The following is a 20,526-nucleotide window of genomic DNA, read 5'->3' as shown; positions in this document are numbered from 1 at the left end:
CTCGGTCGAAGGTGGACTACACTGTGGTCCCGGCTGCTGCCCGGAATCGGGCAGGACCCTGCAGGCGAGACCGCCCGCACGAACAACCTGCTTGAGGAGCGCGAGATGCCGGCAATCGTCCTGATCGGAGCCCAGTGGGGCGACGAGGGCAAGGGCAAAGCAACCGATCTGTTCGGCGGACGTCTGCAGTGGGTCGTGCGCTACCAGGGCGGGAACAATGCAGGCCACACCGTCGTGCTGCCGAACGGTGACAAGTTCGCGCTGCACCTGATCCCGTCGGGCATCCTCACGCCGGGCGTCACGAACGTCATCGGAAACGGTGTCGTCGTCGACCCGGGCGTGTTGCTCGACGAGCTCGCAGGCCTCGAAGAGCGCGACGTCGACACCTCGCGTCTGCTGCTCTCGGCCGATGCTCACCTGATCATGCCGTACCACGTGGCCATCGATAAGGTCACCGAACGTTTCCTCGGCGCGAAGAAGATCGGCACCACGGGCCGCGGTATCGGCCCGTGCTACCAGGACAAGATCGCGCGTGTCGGTGTCCGCGTCGCCGATGTCCTGGACGAGAAGATCTTCACCCAGAAGGTCGAGGCGGCTCTCGAGTTCAAGAACCAGGTGCTCGTCAAGATCTACAACCGCAAGGCTCTCGACCCGCAGCAGGTCGTCGACGAGGTCCTCGGCCAGGCCGAAGGATTCAAGCACCGCATCGCCGACACTCGTCTGCAGCTGAACGAGGCGCTCGAACGCGGCGACACCGTGCTGCTCGAAGGCTCGCAGGGCACGTTGCTCGATGTCGACCACGGCACCTACCCGTACGTGACGTCGTCGAACCCGACCGCAGGCGGCGCGGCTGTGGGCTCGGGCATCGGACCCACGAGGATCACCACGGTCCTCGGGATCCTCAAGGCGTACACCACGCGTGTCGGCTCCGGTCCGTTCCCGACCGAGCTGTTCGACAACCACGGCGAATATCTGGCCAAGCAGGGTGGTGAGGTCGGCGTGACCACCGGTCGCGCGCGCCGCACCGGCTGGTTCGACGCAGTCATCGCCCGCTACGCCACGCGCGTCAACGGCATCACCGACTACTTCCTCACCAAGCTCGACGTGCTGTCGGGTCTAGACACCGTGCCGATCTGCGTCGGCTACGAGGTCGACGGTGTGCGCGTCGACGACATGCCGATGACGCAGACGGACATCCATCACGCCAAGCCCATCTACGAGGAGATGCCCGGCTGGTGGGAGGACATCTCCCATACCCGCACCTTCGAAGAGCTTCCCAAGAACGCACAGAACTACGTGCTGCGTCTCGAGGAGCTGTCCGGCGCGTTCATCTCGTGCATCGGTGTCGGGCCGGGCCGCGACGAAACGATCGTCCGGCGCGACATCCTCGCCTGACCGGAACATTTGCCCGGAAACGCCGAATGCTGGACGCGACCAGGATGGACGCGCGACAGTGGAGTGCATGTTTCGTACAGCAGAGGTGAATGCAGCGGGGCCGGGTAGGGCGCGTTCGAGAGCTCTCATGGTCGCCGTCACCGCCGCGGGACTGATCGCGGCGGGGCAAGGCACCGCGCATGCACAACCGGAATCGACGCCGCTCTCGCCTGCCTACACGATCGGCCACGGATCACTCGGGTCGATCGCGATATGTATCGGCCGGCTCGATCTCGAGGTGTACCCGTCCGCGGACGGCCCGCAGCCGTACGTGGTGCGGTTCGAGAGCAACTTCGTCGGTGTCACACCCGTGTGCATGGTCGATGGCACATTCACGTGGCACAACATCGACACTGGCGCCTCCGGGTCGGACGACTGGGCGCTGTCCGGCTGGGATGGGCCGACCGCGGGCACCGTGCGCTACTTCGACCCCGGTCCGGGACGCGTGGAGGTCACTATCTCCCCGTCGACACCGCACCTGCCGGGCGGGGGCGAGTTCACGGCGTCCTGAGTGCGAATCTTCGAGGGAGACAAGGAATTACAGGCGATTCTCGGTCCGGTCGTGTTTCTCGACGAAACTCAGGAAGCGCGGGATCACCTGGTCGGGATTCGCCCACAGTAGGTCGTGTCCCACTCCCGGCTGAATCTCGACGTCGGCGGACGGGATGTGCTTGCGGACGCGCGCTGCCTGGATCTCGGGGTTGTTGGTGATCGTCTCGGCGCCGAACAGGACCAGCAGCGGCGCTGCGACACGGGCCAGTTCGTCGTCGGTGATCGTGCGCTCCCACGGCACGCCCATCCGATACTTCAGTCCGGCCACGATCATCGCGAATTCCTCGTCGGTGTGCTCGTATCCGGGCATCATCCACTTGTTGAACTTCCGGAGTCGCTCGGGCGTCGGCCGGATTCCCATGACGAGGAACTTCAACAGGACGCTCGCGCGCGGCCGGGCGAAAGTCGCGCCGCCCGGTTCGAACAGCGTCACGCTCGCCAATCGCTCGGAATGGTGTACGGCGATGTTCATCGCTATCCAGGCGCCCATTGAGTTTCCGGCGAGGTGGATGTGCTCTTCACCGAGCCCATCGAGTAGTTCGACCATCCACCGGGCCAGATCTGCGCCGTTCCCGAGTGGTGCTGTCTGTGTGCTGCGTCCCGCCCAGCCGACGACGTCCGGTGTGTAGACGACATGGTCGCGGGCGAGGTCCTCGATGAAGGGAGCCCAGATCTGCCCGTTGCCGGAGATTCCCGGGAGTAGGAGCAGCGGTACACCGTCCCCGTTCCCGGATCGGCGCAGATACGTTGTGCCGAAGGGTGTTTCGATGTCGATCTCGGTCGACGGTATGGGCCATCGCGACGCGAAGGTGTCGTACGCGCGCATGAATTCGTCCCTGGCCTCGTTGTTCTTGAACTGCCCGATCTTCGGCATGCGTCCCCTCCATTTTTCATGGTATGTACGTATCACGTTTATGATACGCACATACCAGCAAGATGAGGAACGTCCGGAACGAAAGGCTGAGCAACCCGTGCCACGATTGGTCGACCATGAGGTGAGGCGACGGGAGATCACCGACGCCGTACGCCGTGTCATCGTCTCGGGCGGAATGGAAGGAGTGACCTTCCAATCGGTCGCGGCGGAAGCGGGGATTTCCGTGCGGCTCGTCCAGTACTACTTCGGAACCAAGAACGAGTTTCTCCTTGCTACCCACAGATCGGTGATGGAAGACGCCGGCGTCAGGTTCGGTGAACGACTGGCGGCACGCACTGCTGCGGCGCCGCGTGAAGCGATCCGCACGGTTCTCACCGAATTGCTTCCGCTCGACGATCGACGCCGAGAAGAGGCGATCGTGCTCGGAGCATTCAATTCGGCGGCGATCGTCGGCCGAGGTCTCGCCGCGGAGGAGACCCATGCGGCACCGCGCGCGCTCGTCACGATCGTGACCCACCATCTGAGGCGGGCTGGGAATCCGGACGGCACGACCGATCTCGATGCCGAACTCGTCCTCGCCGCGGTCGGTGGTCTCGCCCAGGGCATGTTGTCGGGCGTCTACACCGGCGAGCGCGCGGTCGAACTCGTCGACCACTTGCTCGACCGAACGCTGCATCATTCCTGATCTTGACTCTCGAGGATCATGTCGTGTTCACGGCATGTTGGCATCGACACGGGACCGTCGCTCTCGCCTTGTCGTACCCTCCCGAGGAGAGAACACGTGTACTTGTCCCGACGTGCCTTGCTCCGCAGCTCGGCCATCGGCCTGCTGGCGGTTCCCGCAGCGGCCTGCTCGTCTGCTGGATCCGGATCGGCACCGGCTTCCTCGCCGGCGCTGGTTCGACAGCGCCCGACGCTGACTCACGGCGTCGCGGCCGGCGACGTCCGCGGCGACGGCGCACTGATCTGGGCGCGCTCGGACAGCCCGGCAACCATGATTGTGGAGACCGCGAGCTCCGACTCGTTCACGAATCCCACCCGGCATCTCGGCGGGCTACTCACCCCCGACACCGACGGCACCGGACGCCTACGACTCACCGGTCTGCCGTCCGGTGAACAGGTCTTCTACCGGGTGACGCTCGAAGGCGACGACGGTGCCACCTCCGAACCCGTCACCGGCATGTTCCACACGGCACCCAGTGCGCCCGGCGATATCCGGCTGCAGTGGTCGGGCGACACCGCCGGTCAGGGTTACGGGATCAATCCCGACGTCGGAGGCATGGCGGTGTTCGACGTCATGGCCCAGCGCGACCCGCACCTGTTCGTGCATTCCGGCGACGTCGTGTACGCGGACGGGCCGCTCGAGGAGACTGTGACGCTGCCGGACGGCCGCATCTGGCGCAATATCGTCACCGAGGCGAAATCGGCGGTGGCCCAGACGCTCGACGAGTATCGCGGCCAGTACGCCTACAACCTGTCCGATGACAACTACCGCCGCTTCAACGCTTCGGTCGCACAGATCGTGCAGTGGGACGACCACGAGACCGTCAACAACTGGTATCCGGGGGAAATCCTCGACCTCGAGCAGTACACCGAGAAGAACGTCGACGTCCTGGCGGCCCGTGCGTTCCAGGCGTTCCACGAATGGAACCCGCTCGACCCCACCGAAGCCGTCGACGGGCGCGTGTACCGGTCGATCCCGTACGGTCCGCTGCTCGACGTCTTCGTCCTCGATATGCGCACCTACAAGGACGTCAATGGTGTCAATACCGCTGCGGCAGGGCAGATTCTGGGTGCGGAGCAGACGCGCTGGCTCATCGACTCGCTCGCTGCGTCCACCGCGACGTGGAAGATCATCGCGGCGGACCTGCCGATCGGTCTGGTCGTCCCCGACGGCGACACCGCATTCGAAGGGATCGCCAACGGCGACAACGGGCTGCCGTCCGGTCGTGAGAACGACATCGCCCAGGTCCTGTCGGCGATCAAGGCTCGCGGGGTCACCGGGACGGTGTGGTTGACGGCGGACGTCCACTACACCGCGGCACACCACTATTCGCCGGAGCGGGCGGCGTTCACCGATTTCGTGGAGTTCTGGGAGTTCGTCTCCGGCCCCCTCAATGCGGGTGGGTTCGGGCCGAACGATCTCGACGGCACCTTCGGCCCGGAAGCGGTGTTCGTGCATGCGCCGCCGGAGAGCAACTCGTCACCGCTGGACGGGTTCCAACACTTCGGTGAGGTGTTCATCGACGGCGACACGCGGGAACTGCGGGTGGACCTTCTGGACGCGACCGGTGCCATCCTGTTCACCCAGGTCCTGGAGCCGCCCGCCTGAGTGTCCGGCACCTGTTGTCCGGCACCTGCGGCACTGGCTTGCCCTAGGAAGGCCAGTATGCGGGATACTGGACCGGTGATTACGCGTGCGATAGGGGCCGGTTCACTCGTCCGCGACCTCGGAAACTGGCAGGACGCCGGCAATGTTCGGCCGGCCTATCGGGCCCTCGCCGACGGCATCCGCCTCCTGGTGCACGACGGTAGGGTCCCACAGGGTGTGGCATTGCCGAGCGAGCGCGAACTCGCATCTGCGTTGTCGCTGAGCCGCACCACCGTCACCTCGGCGTATTCGGCGCTGCGTGACGAGGGTTACCTGCGCAGCCGGCAAGGCGCGCGCAGCACCGTTGCTATGCCTGCCGGGTCGCGTGCTCGCGGTGCCGTCAAGGTGATGGCAGCACCCGGAAACGACGCGATAGACATGAGCAATGCCTCGCTCCCCGCTCCCGCCGCCGAAATCGAGGCCGCGTACGGACTGGCTTTGCGGTCGATGTCGGCGTACCTGTCGTCACACGGCATGGAACCGATCGGTGTGATAGCGCTGCGCGAGGTGATCGCGCGCCGGTACCGGGAACGCGGGCTTCCTACCTCGCCCGAACAGATCATGGTCACCAGCGGCGCCCAGCACGCGATGCGTTTGCTGCTCGGTGTGCTCACCGATCCGGGCGACCGAGTGATCGTCGATCATCCGACCTATCCGAATGCGCTCGAAGCGATCCGGCGGCACGGTGCGCGTCCGATCCCGGTGCCGGTGCGACCGGAGGCCGGGCCCTCCGGCGGGTGGGACCTCGGAGCGCTCGCCGGTGCCGCCCGCCAGACCGCCGCGCGCACAGCGTTTCTCGTCCCCGATTTTCACAACCCCACCGGTCTGTGTCTCGACGAGGACGGTCGCGCCGAACTTGCGCGCATCATGTACGACGCCCGCATGACCCTGGTGGTGGACGAAACGATGGTGGACCTGTGGCTCGACGCGCCGCCGCCCCCGCCTGTTGCGTCGTTCCCGGCCGGTTCCTCGGTGGTGACGGTCGGATCGACCGGCAAATCCCTGTGGGGCGGGTTGCGCGTGGGATGGATTCGCGCCGACCGCGAGATGATCGTGCGGCTCGCCGGAGCCCGATCGGGTGTGGACCTCGGCACGCCCGTCATGGAGCAGTTCGCGGCTGCGCACCTGCTGTCGGACGTCGACGACCTTCTCGAGCAACGGCGCGCGCAGCTCCGAGAGCAGCGGCAGACGCTGTGTCAGGAACTCGACGACCGCTTGCCCGAGTGGCAGTACGCCCCGGGCCAGGGTGGGATGTCGTTGTGGGTGAGGATGCCGGAGCCGGTGTCGACGGCACTTGCGGCCATCGCACCGAGCCACGGTGTGTTGCTCGCGGCCGGACCGCGTTTCGGAGTGCAGGGGGCATTCGAACGATTCGTGCGATTGCCGTACACACAGCACCCAGGCATGCTGCGGAACGCGGTGGCGGCAGTGGCCGACGCGTATGTACAGCTAGCGCAGGGCGGCGACATCGAGACGTCCCGGCTCGTCGTCTGATCGCTGGGTTCGTTGACCTGTCGGTCAGGCGACCAGATCCGGCCTGTTCCCCGGGATCGGTTTACGGAACACATCCACACTCACGGGCGGGATGAACTGCGGCCGACGCTCGCCGGTCATCTCCACCTCCCACTCGGTGTGATGCATCAACCGATGATGATGACCACAGAGCAATACCAGATTGTCGAGATCGGTATCACCACCATCGACCCAATGGCGAAGATGATGCGCATCCGCCCACGCCGGTGGTGACGAACACCCCGGGAAAGCGCATCCACCGTCACGGACTGCCAGGGCACGTCGCTGCTCCCGACTCGCGGTGCGGCGGGTCTGCCCGTGCGCGAGCGGCACCCCGTGTTCGTCGAGAAGGATCCGGGTGACCTGACAATCACACGCAAGCATCCGGGCAGCGTCGATCGACAACGGCCCGGCCCACGGCTCGGTCGCATATCCATGCTCGGGACTGTTCGCGAATAGTTCTTTCACCGCAGTGTTGGTCGTCAGGTCGTTGATCGACGCGGTGACCGTCACGTGCGGTTTCACGCCGCCTTCGACCGGGACGAGTCCGGCGGCTTCGACGAACTGAAGGAGTTGATCGAACCCGTCGGCGTTGCGTTTCGACGCCGGCCGATCGTCCTTGACGCCATTTACCTCCGGTCGTGGTGTGGCCAGCGGGGACAGCAGATGCCGCAGACGCGCGCCGGTGAGCGCGTCGAACTCGCCTTTGATGACGACCCGGCCGTGCCAGGTGGTCGAGACGAACAGTTCGTTGCGTGAAGAGTCTTCACCCGGTGGTGGTCCGTCGCCGGTGCCAAAGAGGTGTTCGAGTCGGCGGATCAATGCCCGCACGGTCGCTGTGGTCGCGACCTTCTTGCTGGCGTGCTCGATGAGGATGTCGCGGGCCTTCTCGAACTCGCAGGGGTTCATGGTGCGGGGGTAGTGCTGGCAGAAGTAGGCGATCTGCCGTGCCTTCTGTGCATCGAGAAGGCCGGATGAATAGGCTTCGCGCACTTCCGGTTCCAACCGTAAGAGCCGAGCGAGTGTTTCGATGCGGTGGCATTCCCCGAGTTCGAGGTTGGTGGCGGCGCACAGCCAGTGGGCGGGGCTGCGGTAGCCGGGCTCTTTGACGGTGTCGCGTTCGATCATCGCGATGATCAGGTCCACCCGGTGTACCTGCCAGGTATGGATTTCGGCGGAGACGGCGAGCGCCTCGGCCGTCAGTTGTGTGTCGTCGTATTTCCAGAGGTCCCCACCCATGATCGAATTCTATAGAACGCAGATTCGAATTACAAGGAGAAGTGCGAACATTTGTTCTAGTATTTCGAGTGAATGTTCGGCTTCATGGATAGGGGAGAACGACGCGCCCCGCCTGTCGAGCAACATCGAGATCAACACAGCTTCCTGCTGTTGTTCGTCGACCATCGACAGCGCCCGGGCTCGCACAGCCCAGGTCCCGCCGATCATCGCGGGCTCGGTCAACAAGGCGGGTGAAAACGGGATTCGCGGGGTCGCTGACGTCCAGGACCTGTAGCCCGGCGTCGGGCCCGAGAAGCCCGAGAAGATTGGTCGGCCACGTCGAGGCAATGCACAGTTCTTGTAGGTAGGGCCGACCGGTCCGGCCCCGCGACCCTGGTGCTGCTCAGACCCTGGTACTGCTCCGAGGAGCTGCTCACGATGCTGTCGGACGGAACACCGTCACCGCTCGCACGGGCGTGGCGCCCTTACCGGTCGGTCTCGCGGACCCGCCGTGCTGTGTCGGTGGTCGGCGATATCGTGGATACAGGACTCGAGACCGGGTCTGTGTTCGACGAAGTGAGGGTCGATCGTGGCCGCGCAGGATCCGCTGCAGACGCAGCGCGACGCCGGACCCGACGTCGCCGCGGAGTTGGCTGCGGCCGGATTCGTCGAGGCGGAAGAGATCGGCCGCGGCGGGTTCGGAATCGTCTATCGCTGCCGGGAGGTCGCGCTCGACCGGATCGTGGCGGTCAAGGTCCTCACTTCCGATCTCGACATCGACAACCTCGAACGATTTCTGCGCGAGCAGCGCGCGATGGGGCAACTGTCGGGCCACCCGAACATCGTCAACGTGCTGCAGATAGGCACCACAGATTCGGGACGGCCGTACCTGGTGATGCAGTATCACCCCCGCGATTCACTCGACGCGCTGATCCGCCGGTCCGGCCCGCTGCACTGGCACGACGCACTCCAGCTCGGCATCAAACTGGCAGGCGCCCTGGAGACCGCCCACCGGCTCGGCATCGCGCACCGCGACGTCAAACCCGCGAACATCCTGCTCACCCAGTTCGGTGAACCGCAGCTCACGGATTTCGGGATCGCCCGAATACGCGGGGGATTCGAGACTGCGACCGGTGAAGTCACCGGTTCGCCCGCCTTCACCGCACCGGAAGTGCTTTCCGGTCGCGCCCCGACCCCCTCCTCCGACGTCTACAGCCTTGCAGCGACGACCTTCTGTGCACTCACCGGTCACGCGGCGTTCGAACGCCGCAGTGGCGAGCGCGTCGTCGCACAGTTCGTACGCCTGACCACACAGCCGATTCCGGATCTGCGGGCAGATGGAGTGCCAGGCGAGTTGTGCGCGGCGATCGAGCAGGCCATGTCGGTGGACCCCGATTCCCGACCCGAGACCGCGGCCGAATTCGGCGAGATCCTGCGCACTGTGCAGGCCGAACACGGTTTGCGTGTCGATGATCTCGCGGTTGCGGACGCCCTGAAGGACTCCGGCACGGCTGCGGCTCACACGGCAGCGTCCGCCGCGACGAGCGGGCGGGTGCGCACGCGGCGCACAGGCAGTCGATCGACCACTCCGCCTGCCCCGGCGACGAGGTTCCGCCCGCCGGTTCCGTCCAAGCGTCTCGTCGCACGCTGGTCGTTGCTGGATCTGCTCGGTGAGCAGCACCGCCGCAGGCTCGTCGTGGTGCATGCGCCGCCGGGCTTCGGGAAGACGATGTTCGCCATCGAATGGCGGTATCAACTCGACGATCAGGGTGTCGCGGTGGCGTGGCTCAACGTCGACCACGACGACAACAACGTCGTCTGGTTCCTCGCGCATCTGATCGAGGCGATCAGGCAGGTGCGACCCACCCTCGCGCAGGAACTGGGTCAGGCGCTCGACGAACACGGCGACGATGCCGAACGCTACGTGCTCACCTCTTTGATCGACGAGATCCACACCGCTGCAGAACGACTCGTGGTGATAATCGACGACTGGCATCGTGTCACCGACCCGGCGACGATCGCAGCGTTGGCATTCTTGCTCGACAACGGGTGCCATCACCTCCAGGTCATGGTGGTCGGACGTACCCGTGCGGGGCTGCCGGTGAGTCGCATGCGGGTGCTCGACGAGCTCGTCGAGATCGATCACCGCATGCTCACTTTCGACATCGACGAGACCAAGAAGTTCCTTGGGCGACATCTCGATACGGAGCTCGACGACGCCACCGTCGCCGATCTCGTCGCAGCAACCGAAGGCTGGCCCGCGGCCCTGCAGTTGGCATCGGTGTCGTTGCAGGGGCACGACGATCCGGCGCATCTGGTAGCGCACCTGTCCGGTCGGCACCGCGGTATCGGGCAGTTCCTCACCGAAAATGTCCTCACCTCACTCGACGACGAACTCCTCGACTTCCTGCTCACCGCGGCGGTGACGGAACAGACGTGCGGGAGCCTGGCGTCGGTATTGAGCGGCCACGGGCACGGTCAGGCGATGCTCGAAGACATCGAGGACCGCGATCTGTTCCTGCACCGCGTCGACGAGGACGGACGGTGGTTCCGCTTCCAGCCGCTGTTCGCCGAGTTCCTGCGACAACGACTCGAACGCGACTTTCCGGAGCGCATGCCCGGACTTCACCGGACTGCAGCACAGTGGTTCGAACAGCATGCGATGACCGGTGAAGCCGTCGACCATGCCCTCGCGGCTGCCGACGGCGACTACGCGGTCGACATCGTCGAACGTCACGCCCGAGACCTCCTGGCCGATGGCCGCGCCACCACATTGGTGGGGTTGGTCTCGAAGCTTCCGCGCGGGGCCGTGGCGGTCCGGCCGCTGCTGCAGCTGGCCCTGGCGTGGGCCTACGTCGTCACCCACGACACCGAACGCGGTCAGCGTGCGCTCGCGAGGGTCGAACGTGGTCTCGACGCGGACCGGATCATCGGCGACGAAGCCGTCGACGCCGCCATCGAAGTGGAAGTGGTGCGGAGCATCCTCGACGTGCGGCGCGACCGAACCGGCGCCGCCGACGGGCTCGTCGAGAGACTCCTGGATCGCGCCGACACACTCGCACCGATCGTCGTGTCGTCGGGTCTCAACGCCGCGACGTTCGACGCCGTCTACCGCGGCGAATTCTCGAAGGCGCGGCAGTTGCAGGATCTCGCAGCTCCCTACCACGATCTCAACGCCGGGCCGTACAACCTCATGCACGGCAACGCGCTCCTCGGACTCGCCGCACGCGAACAACTCGACCTCGATGCGGCGGGCGATCTACTGCGAGAGGCCTGGCGCTTGTCGCGACTCGGCAGCGGACCGCACTCGTCGTCGGCCTTGCTCGCCGGGTCGGTGCTGGGGGAGTACCTGTACGAGCAGGGAGATCTCGACGAGGCCGAACGACTACTCGACGACGGCTACGAGCTGGGGGCCGAGGGCGGCGTCGTGGATTTCAAGATTGCGCGGTATGTGATCGGTGCTCGGGTGAAGGCGCTGCGCGGCAGGCATGACATCGCGGCGACCCGATTGGAGGACGGTGCGCGCGCTGCCGCGACGATGAAACTGGACCGTCTTGCTGCGGCCGTCGAGAACGAACGTGTCCGGTTGGGGTACCCGATCGCACATCCACGGCCGGTCGCCGAATACGGCCGACCCCGTCCCGAGACGGGAATTGCGTTGCACACCGCCCAGATCGAGGAGGATACCGCGATCCGGTTGCTACTCACTGATCCCTCGCCCGAGCACGTCGTGCTCGCCCACCGGTGGGCGAGCGAGTGGTTCGTGTTGCTGCAGCAACGCGGATTCCTGCACCGCGCGCAGCGTGCTCTCGAACTCGTCGAAGAGTGCGAAAAGCACGGTGCCACCCCGGATCGCGACTGATCCGGGGTGGCAGCGAATCATTGCGCTCGTCTGGTCAGACCCAGAGGGTCGTGATGTCGGTGGCCTCGCCGGCAGGCGCGGCCGGTGTGCCCGCCGGGGTGCGGGAGAACCGCGGAGCGGGAGCGTGTTGGGTGATGCCCTCTAGCTCGATGAGCGACCCCCGTGCAGCGATGTGCTCATTCGCGGGTGCCTCAGCGAAGGTGAGTACGGGGGAGACGCACGCGTCGGTGCCGAGGAAGATCGCCGACCACTCGTCGCGCGTCTTCGACAGGAACTTCTCCGTGAACAACTTCTTCATCTCCGGCCACGACGACATGTCGTTCTGGGCGGGCAGCTCGGCTGCGTCGAGGTCGAGACCCTTGAGCAGCAGCGCGTAGAACTGCGGTTCGATCGATCCGACGGCCATGTACTTGCCGTCCTTCGTCTCGTACACCTCGTAGTACGGGGCGCCGGTGTCGAGCATGTTCACACCGCGTTCGTCCGACCATGCACCGCGGCCGCGGAACGCCCACATCATGTGCGACAGTGCCAGCGCGCCGTCGACCATCGCCGCATCGACGACCTGCCCCTTGCCCGACACACCTCGCTCGACGAGCGCGGAGAGAATGCCGAAGATCAGGAACATCGAACCGCCACCGAAGTCGCCGACCATGTTCAGCGGCGGCACCGGACGTTCACCCTTACGGCCGATCGCGTGCAGCACGCCCGTGAGGGAGATGTAGTTGATGTCGTGGCCGGCCGCGTTCGCCAGCGGACCTGCCTGACCCCACCCCGTCATCCGGCCGTACACGATCCGAGGGTTGCGTTCGAGTACCACGTCGGGGCCCAAGCCCATGCGTTCGGTCACTCCGGGACGGAAGCCCTCGATGAGCACGTCGGCGCGCTCGAGCAGCGAGAGTACGTTCTCGATGTCATCGGGGTTCTTGAGGTCGGCCTCGATGATGCGGCGGTTGCGCTGGATCGGATCGCGTGCGCCTTCCGGCGGGATGCCGCCGGGACGCTGGACCGTGACGACGTCGGCGCCGAGATCGGCGAGCAGCGTCGCAGCGTGCGGTCCGGGGCCGAGCCCCTTGAACTCGACGACGCGGATACTCGCGAGGGGACCCTTCTTCTCAACTGCTTCAGCTGACACTCGTCGAACCTCACTCCGGTGCGTAGGGACTAACGCCTCGGAGAGTACCTTAGCGAGCGTTCAACATATGGGTTGCGTCACTGCTCGTACAGGTCGGCTTCGCCGAGCCCGGTCGCCTCGAAGGCGTCCTGCAGGTCGGCGTGGCGTACGACCGTGACGACCTGGTCCTCGACCACACGGAAGGCGATGGCTTCCTCGACCGGCGTATCAGGGTCGGACGCCCAGGTCGACGTCTCTTCGACGACGACGATGCCGTGGTGCACGAACATACGTCCCATCTCGAGGGTCACGCCCGACGAGGTCGCCCATTCGCGCAGTTCGTCGAGGCCTTGGTCGGGATCATCGTCATCGGTGGGCAACACGATGTCGTCGCTGGACAACTCCACAAGGGTCTCGATGTCGTTGCTGTTGACGGCATCGTGCCAGGCCAGAACGGTCGCGATCTCCGAGGTGCTCATAGGTCCAAGACTAGGTGAACGCGGTCGGTGTCAACACGAATGTGACCCGATCTGTTGCCGACCGAGGCGCGTACGGAGCAGAGTGGTGCCATGACGATCAGCGGCCAACTCGTGAGCTTCGTGCCCAGCACCGATCTCGATGTCTCGGAGATGTTCTATGTCGACACCCTCGGCTTCCGGAAGATCGATCGGGACAACTTCACGCTGGTGATCGACGGGGGCGAAGGAGCCCCCGTGCGGGTCACCCTCGTGCAGTCGCGCGGCGAGACCGGTTACACCGCCCTGGGCTGGCGGGTGCTCGACCTCGACGAGACCGTCGAACGACTCCGCTCCAAGGGCGTCGACTTCATTCGGTACACCGGTATGGATCAGGACGACCACGATGCGTGGACCGCGCCCGACGGGCTGCGGGTCGCGTGGTTCCGCGACCCGCACAGCAACGTACTCTCGCTCATCGAGAATCACGCCTGACCCAGGTCACGTCAGGAAGCTCCCCTTCACGAACCCGGCGAGCAGCACCGCGAACCCGCCCATCTCGCCGACGATGAGCGCGGCCATCGCGACGCCCAGACCTCGCGTGGGATGCGCGAACTGGTTGGTGGTGTCGCGCCACGCACCGTGAAGGACGTAACTGGCGATCGCGCCGACGAAGAACACCACGAGCACGGCGGTAGCCGCAAGATTCACCCAGGTCGGCCACGCGCTGAGCTCGACGAAGACAGCCACGAGCAGCGTCGCGAAGGAATACATCAACGCCGAACGGTGCGCGATGTCCACATACGGGTGCGCGAGATGCGTCTCCGATGTTGCCATCTGGCGGTATTTCCACACGCCCAGCGCCAGCGCGAGCAGGAATATCGATCCGGCCGCGAGCAACGTCAGTTCTGTGTCGACCCCCAAGTCCATCCGGCCAGTATGCGATACGAGCGCCGATCAGCTGCAGCCACTGGTGTTCCCACACGACGGGCAGGCGTGACACGATCCCGACCGCTGCATCTGTACGCCGCACTGCATACAGTACGGCGCATCCGAACCGGAGCCGGACCGCGCAGGACCCGACGCAACGTGCCCCTCGCGGGTGTCGGCGGTGACGTGTGCCTCCTCCGAGGCCTGCAGCTCGGGTGCGAGTCCGTCGTGTGCGGCGCGTTCACCACCGGTACGCACACCGAGTTCCATCCGCTCCTCGGTGTCGAGATAATCCACCGCAAGCCTGCGGAAGATGTAGTCGAGTATCGACGACGCGATCCGCAGATCCGGATCGTCGGTGATGCCCGCCGGTTCGAATCGTGTACTGGTGAACGCCCGCACGAATGTGCGCAGCGGAACCCCGTATTGCAGGCCGTAACTGACCGCCATGGAGAACGCGTCCATGATGCCTGCGAGGGTGGAGCCCTGCTTCGACACGCGGAGGAACATCTCGCCGGGACGCCCGTCGTCGTATTCGCCGATCGTGACAAAACCCTTGCAGTCGGCAACCCGGAACTCGAACGTGCGCGAATTGCGGGTGCGCGGCAGACGCTCGCGACGAGCAGTCGCAACCGGAGCAATTGCCGGAGACGACGGTATCGACGTCGACAGTGGCTGCCCGAGTTTGCAGTTGTCGCGATAGACGGCGAGCGCCTTGAGCCCCAGCCGCCACGCATCGAGGTACAGGTCGGCGATGTCGTCTACGGTGGCGGACTCCGGAAGATTCACGGTTTTCGAGATCGCACCCGACAGGAAGGGCTGTACTGCAGCCATCATCGTCACATGTCCGCGCGGCGCAATGGCATTGCTGCCCATCGATGTTGCGAACACCGGATGATGCTCGGTGCGTACATGCGGAGCGCCCGCGAGGGTGTGCTCCCGATCCAGATGAGCGACGATATCGGCGACCTCGGCCGGACCGTATCCGAGTCGCGCCAGTGCTCGTGGCACACTGCGATTGACGATCGACAAACTGCCCCCGCCCACGAGTTTCTTCGTCTTGACCAGGGCCAGGTCGGGCTCGATTCCGGTGGTGTCACAGTCCATCGCCAGGCCGATCGTGCCGGTGGGAGCGAGCACGGTGACCTGGCTGTTCCGCACGCCGTGCTCGGTGCCGTCGGTGACCGCACGATCCCACGCCTGGCGGGCCGCGGCCAGCACGGCCGGAGGGGCGAGTGCGGCATCGATGTCGTCGACCGCACCGCGGTGCCGTGCGAGCACGCCGAGCATCGAGTCGCGGTTCTCGTCGTACCCATCGAACGGCCCCATTCGCTCCGCGAGACGAGCCGACACCGCATAGGCGTGCCCCGTCATCAACGCGGTGATCGCGGCGGCATATGCCCGACCGGCGTCGCTGTCGTACGGAAGACCCGACGCCATCAGCAGCGCACCGAGATTCGCGTATCCGAGTCCGAGTTGCCGGAACCGGCGGGACGTCTCACCGATTTTCTCGGTGGGGTAGTCGGCGCGACCGACGAGAATCTCCTGCGCGGTGAGCATCACCGCGACGGCATGACGGAAACCGTCAACGTCGAACACGCCGTCTTCCCGCAGGAAGGTCAGCAGATTCAGGCTCGACAGGTTGCATGCGGAGTCGTCGAGGTGCATGTATTCCGAGCACGGGTTGGAGCCGTTGATCCGGCCGGTCGACGCAGCGGTGTGCCAACGGTTGATCGTGGTGTCGTACTGCATGCCCGGGTCGGCGCACTCCCACGCGGCAGCAGCGATGCGCTGCAGGAGGTCTCGCGCTCGGACCGTGCGGACGGACTCGCCGGTCGTCACCGCGCGCAACGGCCACTGCGCGTCGTCGACGACGGCCTGCATGAATTCGTCGGTGACCCGCACCGAATTGTTCGCATTCTGATACTGCACCGAATGGATGTCGGAACCACTCAGCCCCATGTCGAACCCGGCGCCCGCGAGCACTCGCGCCTTGCGTTCCTCGATCGCCTTGCAGTCGACGAACTCCTCGATGTCGGGATGCGCGACGTCGAGGATCACCATCTTCGCGGCGCGGCGGGTCTTGCCACCCGACTTGATGGTCCCCGCTGATGCGTCGGCCCCGCGCATGAAGCTGACCGGACCCGACGCCGTGCCACCTCCTCCGAGATGCTCGACGGACGATCGGATGCGTGAGAGGTTCACGCCGGCCCCGGAGCCACCTTTGAAGATCACTGCTTCTTGCCGGTACCACTCGAGGATCGAGTCGATGCTGTCGTCGACGGACAGGATGAAACAAGCGCTGGCCTGCTGAGGAGTGTCGGGCACGCCGATGTTGAACCACACCGGGCTGTTGAACGACGCCTTCTGATGCAGGAGCAGGTGTGTGAGCTCGGCGGCGAACGCGGTCGGGTCGTCGAGGTGACCGTCGGAGGTGCCCCACGCGGTGATCGTGTCGACGATGCGCGCGACCACATCACGCAGCGAATGTTCGCGCGTGGCGGTGCCGAGCTGCCCGCGGAAGTACTTCTGCGTGACGATATCCGTGGCGTTCTGCGACCAGAATTCCGGGAACTCGACGCCCGGTTGCTCGAAGACGACCTCACCGGTGCCGTGGTGGACGATGCGGGCGTCGCGGCGCTGCCAGGTCACCTCGTCGGCGGGATCGACCCCGGGTGTCGTGAACCGGTGGACATCAGCGCGAGCGCGGTGGGCATCGTCGCGAGCGTGATCGGGACGCGCAATCATGGTGCGCCGCCCTGTGCTGCTCGACTGTGGTGCACTGCTCATCGCTTTCCTTCCGGGCGCGGCGACGGTTGCCACATATAGTCCCACCATGGTCCCACCGCGTCCCCGAATATCTCCACGTCTCGGCACTCCGCTGTCGCCGGGCGCCACCCGTGTCCTGCTGCTCGGGTCGGGCGAGCTCGGCAAGGAGGTGACCATCGCATTGCAGCGACTCGGTGTCGAGGTCATCGCAGTGGATCGCTACGCTGACGCCCCCGGCCACCAGGTCGCGCACCGCGCCCACGTCATCGACATGGGCGACCCCGACGCAGTCCTCGCCGTCATCGAGGCCGAACGACCCCACCTCGTGGTCCCGGAGATCGAAGCCATCGCCACCGACGCGCTCGCCACCGTCGAAGAACGCGGCCTCGCCGAGGTGATCCCCACCGCGCGGGCCACACAGCTGACGATGAACCGGGAAGGCATCCGCAGGCTCGCCGCAGAGGAACTGGGCCTGCCGACGTCGCCGTACCGGTTCGCGGACTCCCTCGACGAGATCCGAGCAGCTACCGAGACCATCGGCTTCCCCTGCGTGATCAAACCCGTCATGTCGTCGTCCGGTAAAGGCCAGTCGACGGTGCGTTCGGCCGACGACCTGGACGCCGCGTGGGAATACGCTCTGGCCGGGGGACGCATCAACTACGGCACCGTCATCGTCGAAGGGTTCGTCGACTTCGACTACGAGATCACACAGCTCACCGTGCGCGCCGTCGGCGAATCGGGTGAGGTCGAGACCTACTTCTGCGAACCGATCGGCCACCTGCAGCGCGACGGCGACTACGTCGAATCGTGGCAGCCGCAGCCGATGAGCGACGCCGCGCTGTTCCGGTCGCGGGAGGTCGCGGCGGCCGTGACGACAGCGCTCGGGGGCCGCGGGGTGTTCGGCGTCGAATTGTTCGTCAAGGGCGACGATGTCTACTTCTCCGAGGTGAGTCCCCGCCCCCACGACACCGGCCTCGTGACCATGGGCAGCCAGCGCTACTCCGAGTTCGAACTGCACGCCCGCGCGATCCTCGGGCTGCCGGTGGACGTGGAGCAGTTGCGTCCGGGTGCCTCCGCGGTGATCTACGGCGGACTCGACGCGACCGGTATCGCATTCGACGGACTCGTCGAGGCACTGCGTACACCGGAGACGGATGTGCGCCTGTTCGGTAAGCCCGAATCGTTCCCGCGTCGCAGGATGGGAGTGGCCGTCTCTACCGGCCCGGACGTCGACAGCGCCCGCGAACGCGCGACGCATGCCGCATCGCTCGTTCGCCCGGTCGCGCCGTGAGCGCAGGGGGCGAGCTTCTCGTCGGTCTCGCGATCCTCGTCGGGCTCGTCGGGATCGTCGTGCCGATCCTGCCGGGTGTGCTGCTGATCTTTGCGGCGATCGCGGTATGGGCGTTCATGACCGGCGGCACCGTGGCCTGGGCTGTATTCGCGGTGGCAACGGTCGCGCTGCTGGTCACCGGGGTCGTCAAATACACCTGGCCGGGTAAGCGACTTCAGCAGTCGGGGGTGCCCACGCGGTCGCTGATCATCGGCGGGGTGGTCGGCATCGTCGGTTTCTTCGTGATCCCGGTGATCGGCCTGTTCCTCGGGTTCCTGCTCGGCATGTACGCGTCGGAGGCACAGCGGCATCGGACGCACAAGGACGCGTGGCGCTCGACGGTGGAAGCGACGAAGGCGGTCGGCTTGTCGATGCTCGTCGAACTGCTCGGTGGGCTCGTAGCTGCAGGCGCGTGGCTGGGTGCGGTGTTGTTCGCCTGAGAACGAGACCGGCCGGATGCCGCATCAGTAGATGTGGCATCCGGCCGGAGACGCGGTAGTGCGCAGCGTCTACTTGTGGGGTTCCGAGGCGCGGAACATGTCATCGCGCTCGACGACCTTGACGCGCTCGCGGCCTTCCGCCTCACCGAGGCTGCGCTCGTGCGCATCGAGGCGGTACCAGCCCTGCCACGTGGTGTAGGGCAGGTTCTTCTCTTCGAGGAACTTCACGACGTCGTCCTCGCCCGGAAGTTCAGGAGCGGAGAGGCGGCCCGCCGCGCGATCCTCGAGGAGGTTCGCGACGGTTTCGTTGGCGTCGCCCTTGGTGTGGCCGATCAGGCCAACCGGGCCGCGCTTGATCCAGCCGGTGACGTACGTGCGCGGCATGAACCGGTCGGGACCGTCGACGGTGTCGTCGGCGAGCACGCGTCCGGCCTCGTTGGGGACGGTGCCTGCCTGGTCGTCGAACGGCAGGTTCGCGATGTTCTGAGACAGGTAACCCACTGCGCGGTACACGGCCTGCACGTCCCAGTCGCGGGTCTTGCCGGTGCCGCGCACGTTGCCGGTGCCGTCGAGTTCGGTGCGCTCGGTGCGGAGGCCGACGACCTTGCCGTCCTCGCCGAGAACCTCGGCGGGCGACTCGAAGAAGTGCAGGAACAGCTTGTGCGGGCGATCGCCTGCGTCGCGGATGGCCCAGTCCTGCAGGGTGTTGGCGACCATGTCGACCTGCTTGGAATTGCGGCGCGCCGCCTCGGAGCCTGCGTCGTAGTCGATGTCCTCGGGGTCGACGATGACCTCGATGGTCGGCGAGTGGTCGAGTTCGCGCAGCTCGAGCGGGGTGAACTTGGCCTGGGCCGGTCCGCGACGCCCGAAGACGTGGACCTCGACGGCCTTGTTGTTCTTCAGGCCCTCGTAGACGTTCGGCGGAATCTCGGTGGGCAGCAGTTCGTCGCCGGTCTTGGCGAGCACGCGCGCGATGTCGAGCGCAACGTTGCCGACGCCGAGGACTGCGACCTTCTCGGCCTCGAGCGGCCAGGCGCGCGGAACATCGGGATGGCCGTCGTACCAGGACACGAAGTCTGCGGCGCCGTAGCTGCCGTCGAGATCGATGCCGGGGATCTTCAGTTCCCGGTCGGCGTTGGCGCCGGTCGAGAAGATCACCGCGTCGTAGAAGCGGTAGAGGTCGTCGAGCGTGATGTCGACGCCGTAGTCGAGATTGCCGAGCAGTCGCACGTTCGGCTTGTCGAGCACCTTGTGCAGTGCGGTGATGATGCCCTTGATGCGCGGATGGTCGGGCGCAACGCCGTAGCGGATGAGGCCGAACGGGGCCGGCATGCGTTCGAACAGGTCGATGCTCACCCCGGGATCCTGCGCAGTGTCGGACTTCATGAGTGCATCGGCGGCGTAGATACCGGCGGGGCCGGCACCGACGATCGCGACGCGAAGGGGACGGCTCTGATCAGTCACAGGGGATCAACTACCTCTTCGATGTGCGGACGGACATATCCAGCTTAAATTAAGGCTGCCCTCAGTGGGCGCGCGCAGGTCGCGCGGGATGACGGTGGATGAGAACTCCGGGAAACGTCGGGAGAATCGCTTCAGCGACAACACATGTGGGCACTCACGCGGCACAGGTCGACGGCGAGGCGTCGAACGAGCGGAGTGGTGGCC

16 protein-coding genes are annotated in these 20,526 nt (G+C 65.8%); 9 read left to right on the top strand and 7 right to left on the bottom strand.

Features of this window, described 5'->3' with window-relative positions:
• Window positions 1–105 precede the first annotated feature (105 nt).
• Entirely contained in the window at window positions 106–1,395 is a 1,290-nt protein-coding gene (locus ACTDXD_RS03865; protein ID WP_440125873.1) for an adenylosuccinate synthase, read from the top strand.
• Between the two features lie 67 nt (window positions 1,396–1,462).
• The gene (locus ACTDXD_RS03860) at window positions 1,463–1,945 is read left to right on the top strand and encodes a hypothetical protein (protein WP_440125872.1); all 483 of its coding nucleotides are present in this window, start codon (window positions 1,463–1,465) and stop codon (window positions 1,943–1,945) included.
• Between the two features lie 27 nt (window positions 1,946–1,972).
• Here ACTDXD_RS03860 and ACTDXD_RS03855 read toward each other — a convergent pair whose 3' ends face one another.
• Window positions 1,973–2,860 carry an alpha/beta fold hydrolase gene (locus ACTDXD_RS03855; protein WP_440125871.1) on the bottom strand — a complete coding sequence of 296 codons (888 nt, stop codon included), beginning with the start codon at window positions 2,858–2,860 and terminating at the stop codon, window positions 1,973–1,975.
• Window positions 2,861–2,957: 97 nt separating this feature from the next.
• Here ACTDXD_RS03855 and ACTDXD_RS03850 point away from each other — a divergent pair, with 97 nt between their 5' ends.
• From ACTDXD_RS03850 to yczR, 3 genes are all read left to right on the top strand, one after another.
• Complete coding sequence (locus tag ACTDXD_RS03850; RefSeq protein WP_440125870.1) at window positions 2,958–3,545, top strand: TetR/AcrR family transcriptional regulator; 588 nt, start codon at window positions 2,958–2,960, stop codon at window positions 3,543–3,545.
• Window positions 3,546–3,641: 96 nt separating this feature from the next.
• The gene (locus ACTDXD_RS03845; RefSeq protein ID WP_440125869.1) at window positions 3,642–5,192 is read left to right on the top strand and encodes an alkaline phosphatase D family protein; all 1,551 of its coding nucleotides are present in this window, start codon (window positions 3,642–3,644) and stop codon (window positions 5,190–5,192) included.
• A gap of 75 nt (window positions 5,193–5,267) precedes the next feature.
• The gene (gene yczR, locus ACTDXD_RS03840) at window positions 5,268–6,725 is read left to right on the top strand and encodes a MocR-like transcription factor YczR (protein ID WP_440127522.1); all 1,458 of its coding nucleotides are present in this window, start codon (window positions 5,268–5,270) and stop codon (window positions 6,723–6,725) included.
• Window positions 6,726–6,749: 24 nt separating this feature from the next.
• Here the strand turns inward: yczR and ACTDXD_RS03835 are convergent, their stop codons facing one another.
• Window positions 6,750–7,982 carry a DUF222 domain-containing protein gene (locus tag ACTDXD_RS03835; RefSeq protein ID WP_440125868.1) on the bottom strand — a complete coding sequence of 411 codons (1,233 nt, stop codon included), beginning with the start codon at window positions 7,980–7,982 and terminating at the stop codon, window positions 6,750–6,752.
• A gap of 568 nt (window positions 7,983–8,550) precedes the next feature.
• Between ACTDXD_RS03835 and ACTDXD_RS03830 the strand changes: the two genes are divergently transcribed.
• Window positions 8,551–11,823 (top strand): protein kinase domain-containing protein, encoded by a 3,273-nt coding sequence (locus ACTDXD_RS03830; protein ID WP_440125867.1) that lies wholly within the window; start codon window positions 8,551–8,553, stop codon window positions 11,821–11,823.
• A 34-nt stretch (window positions 11,824–11,857) separates the two neighbouring features.
• Here the strand turns inward: ACTDXD_RS03830 and ACTDXD_RS03825 are convergent, their stop codons facing one another.
• Both ACTDXD_RS03825 and ACTDXD_RS03820 read right to left on the bottom strand, forming a co-directional pair.
• Window positions 11,858–12,955 (bottom strand): CaiB/BaiF CoA transferase family protein, encoded by a 1,098-nt coding sequence (locus ACTDXD_RS03825; protein ID WP_440125866.1) that lies wholly within the window; start codon window positions 12,953–12,955, stop codon window positions 11,858–11,860.
• A 77-nt stretch (window positions 12,956–13,032) separates the two neighbouring features.
• Complete coding sequence (locus ACTDXD_RS03820) at window positions 13,033–13,413, bottom strand: nuclear transport factor 2 family protein (protein ID WP_440125865.1); 381 nt, start codon at window positions 13,411–13,413, stop codon at window positions 13,033–13,035.
• Between the two features lie 90 nt (window positions 13,414–13,503).
• Here ACTDXD_RS03820 and ACTDXD_RS03815 point away from each other — a divergent pair, with 90 nt between their 5' ends.
• Window positions 13,504–13,884, top strand: a complete 381-nt coding sequence (locus ACTDXD_RS03815; protein ID WP_440125864.1) for a VOC family protein — start codon at window positions 13,504–13,506, stop codon at window positions 13,882–13,884.
• A gap of 6 nt (window positions 13,885–13,890) precedes the next feature.
• Here ACTDXD_RS03815 and ACTDXD_RS03810 read toward each other — a convergent pair whose 3' ends face one another.
• Complete coding sequence (locus ACTDXD_RS03810) at window positions 13,891–14,319, bottom strand: hypothetical protein (protein WP_440125863.1); 429 nt, start codon at window positions 14,317–14,319, stop codon at window positions 13,891–13,893.
• 27 nt (window positions 14,320–14,346) lie between these two features.
• Window positions 14,347–17,067, bottom strand: coding sequence for a vitamin B12-dependent ribonucleotide reductase (locus ACTDXD_RS03805; protein ID WP_440127521.1), 2,721 nt, complete (start codon window positions 17,065–17,067; stop codon window positions 14,347–14,349).
• Between the two features lie 88 nt (window positions 17,068–17,155).
• Between ACTDXD_RS03805 and purT the strand changes: the two genes are divergently transcribed.
• Both purT and ACTDXD_RS03795 read left to right on the top strand, forming a co-directional pair.
• The gene (gene purT / locus ACTDXD_RS03800; RefSeq protein WP_440125862.1) at window positions 17,156–18,379 is read left to right on the top strand and encodes a formate-dependent phosphoribosylglycinamide formyltransferase; all 1,224 of its coding nucleotides are present in this window, start codon (window positions 17,156–17,158) and stop codon (window positions 18,377–18,379) included.
• Window positions 18,376–18,858, top strand: coding sequence for a DUF456 domain-containing protein (locus tag ACTDXD_RS03795; protein WP_440125861.1), 483 nt, complete (start codon window positions 18,376–18,378; stop codon window positions 18,856–18,858). Before purT ends, ACTDXD_RS03795 begins: the two co-directional genes overlap by 4 nt.
• Window positions 18,859–18,927: 69 nt before the next feature.
• Here ACTDXD_RS03795 and ACTDXD_RS03790 read toward each other — a convergent pair whose 3' ends face one another.
• The gene (locus ACTDXD_RS03790; protein WP_440125860.1) at window positions 18,928–20,322 is read right to left on the bottom strand and encodes an FAD-dependent oxidoreductase; all 1,395 of its coding nucleotides are present in this window, start codon (window positions 20,320–20,322) and stop codon (window positions 18,928–18,930) included.
• Between the last annotated feature and the right edge of the window lie 204 nt (window positions 20,323–20,526).

The organism is Rhodococcus sp. SJ-3 (genome assembly GCF_051918125.1).
Classification (GTDB): domain Bacteria; phylum Actinomycetota; class Actinomycetes; order Mycobacteriales; family Mycobacteriaceae; genus Rhodococcus.
The sequence above is the reverse complement of the archived record's forward strand: the minus strand, read 5'-3'. Positions and strand labels throughout refer to the sequence as shown.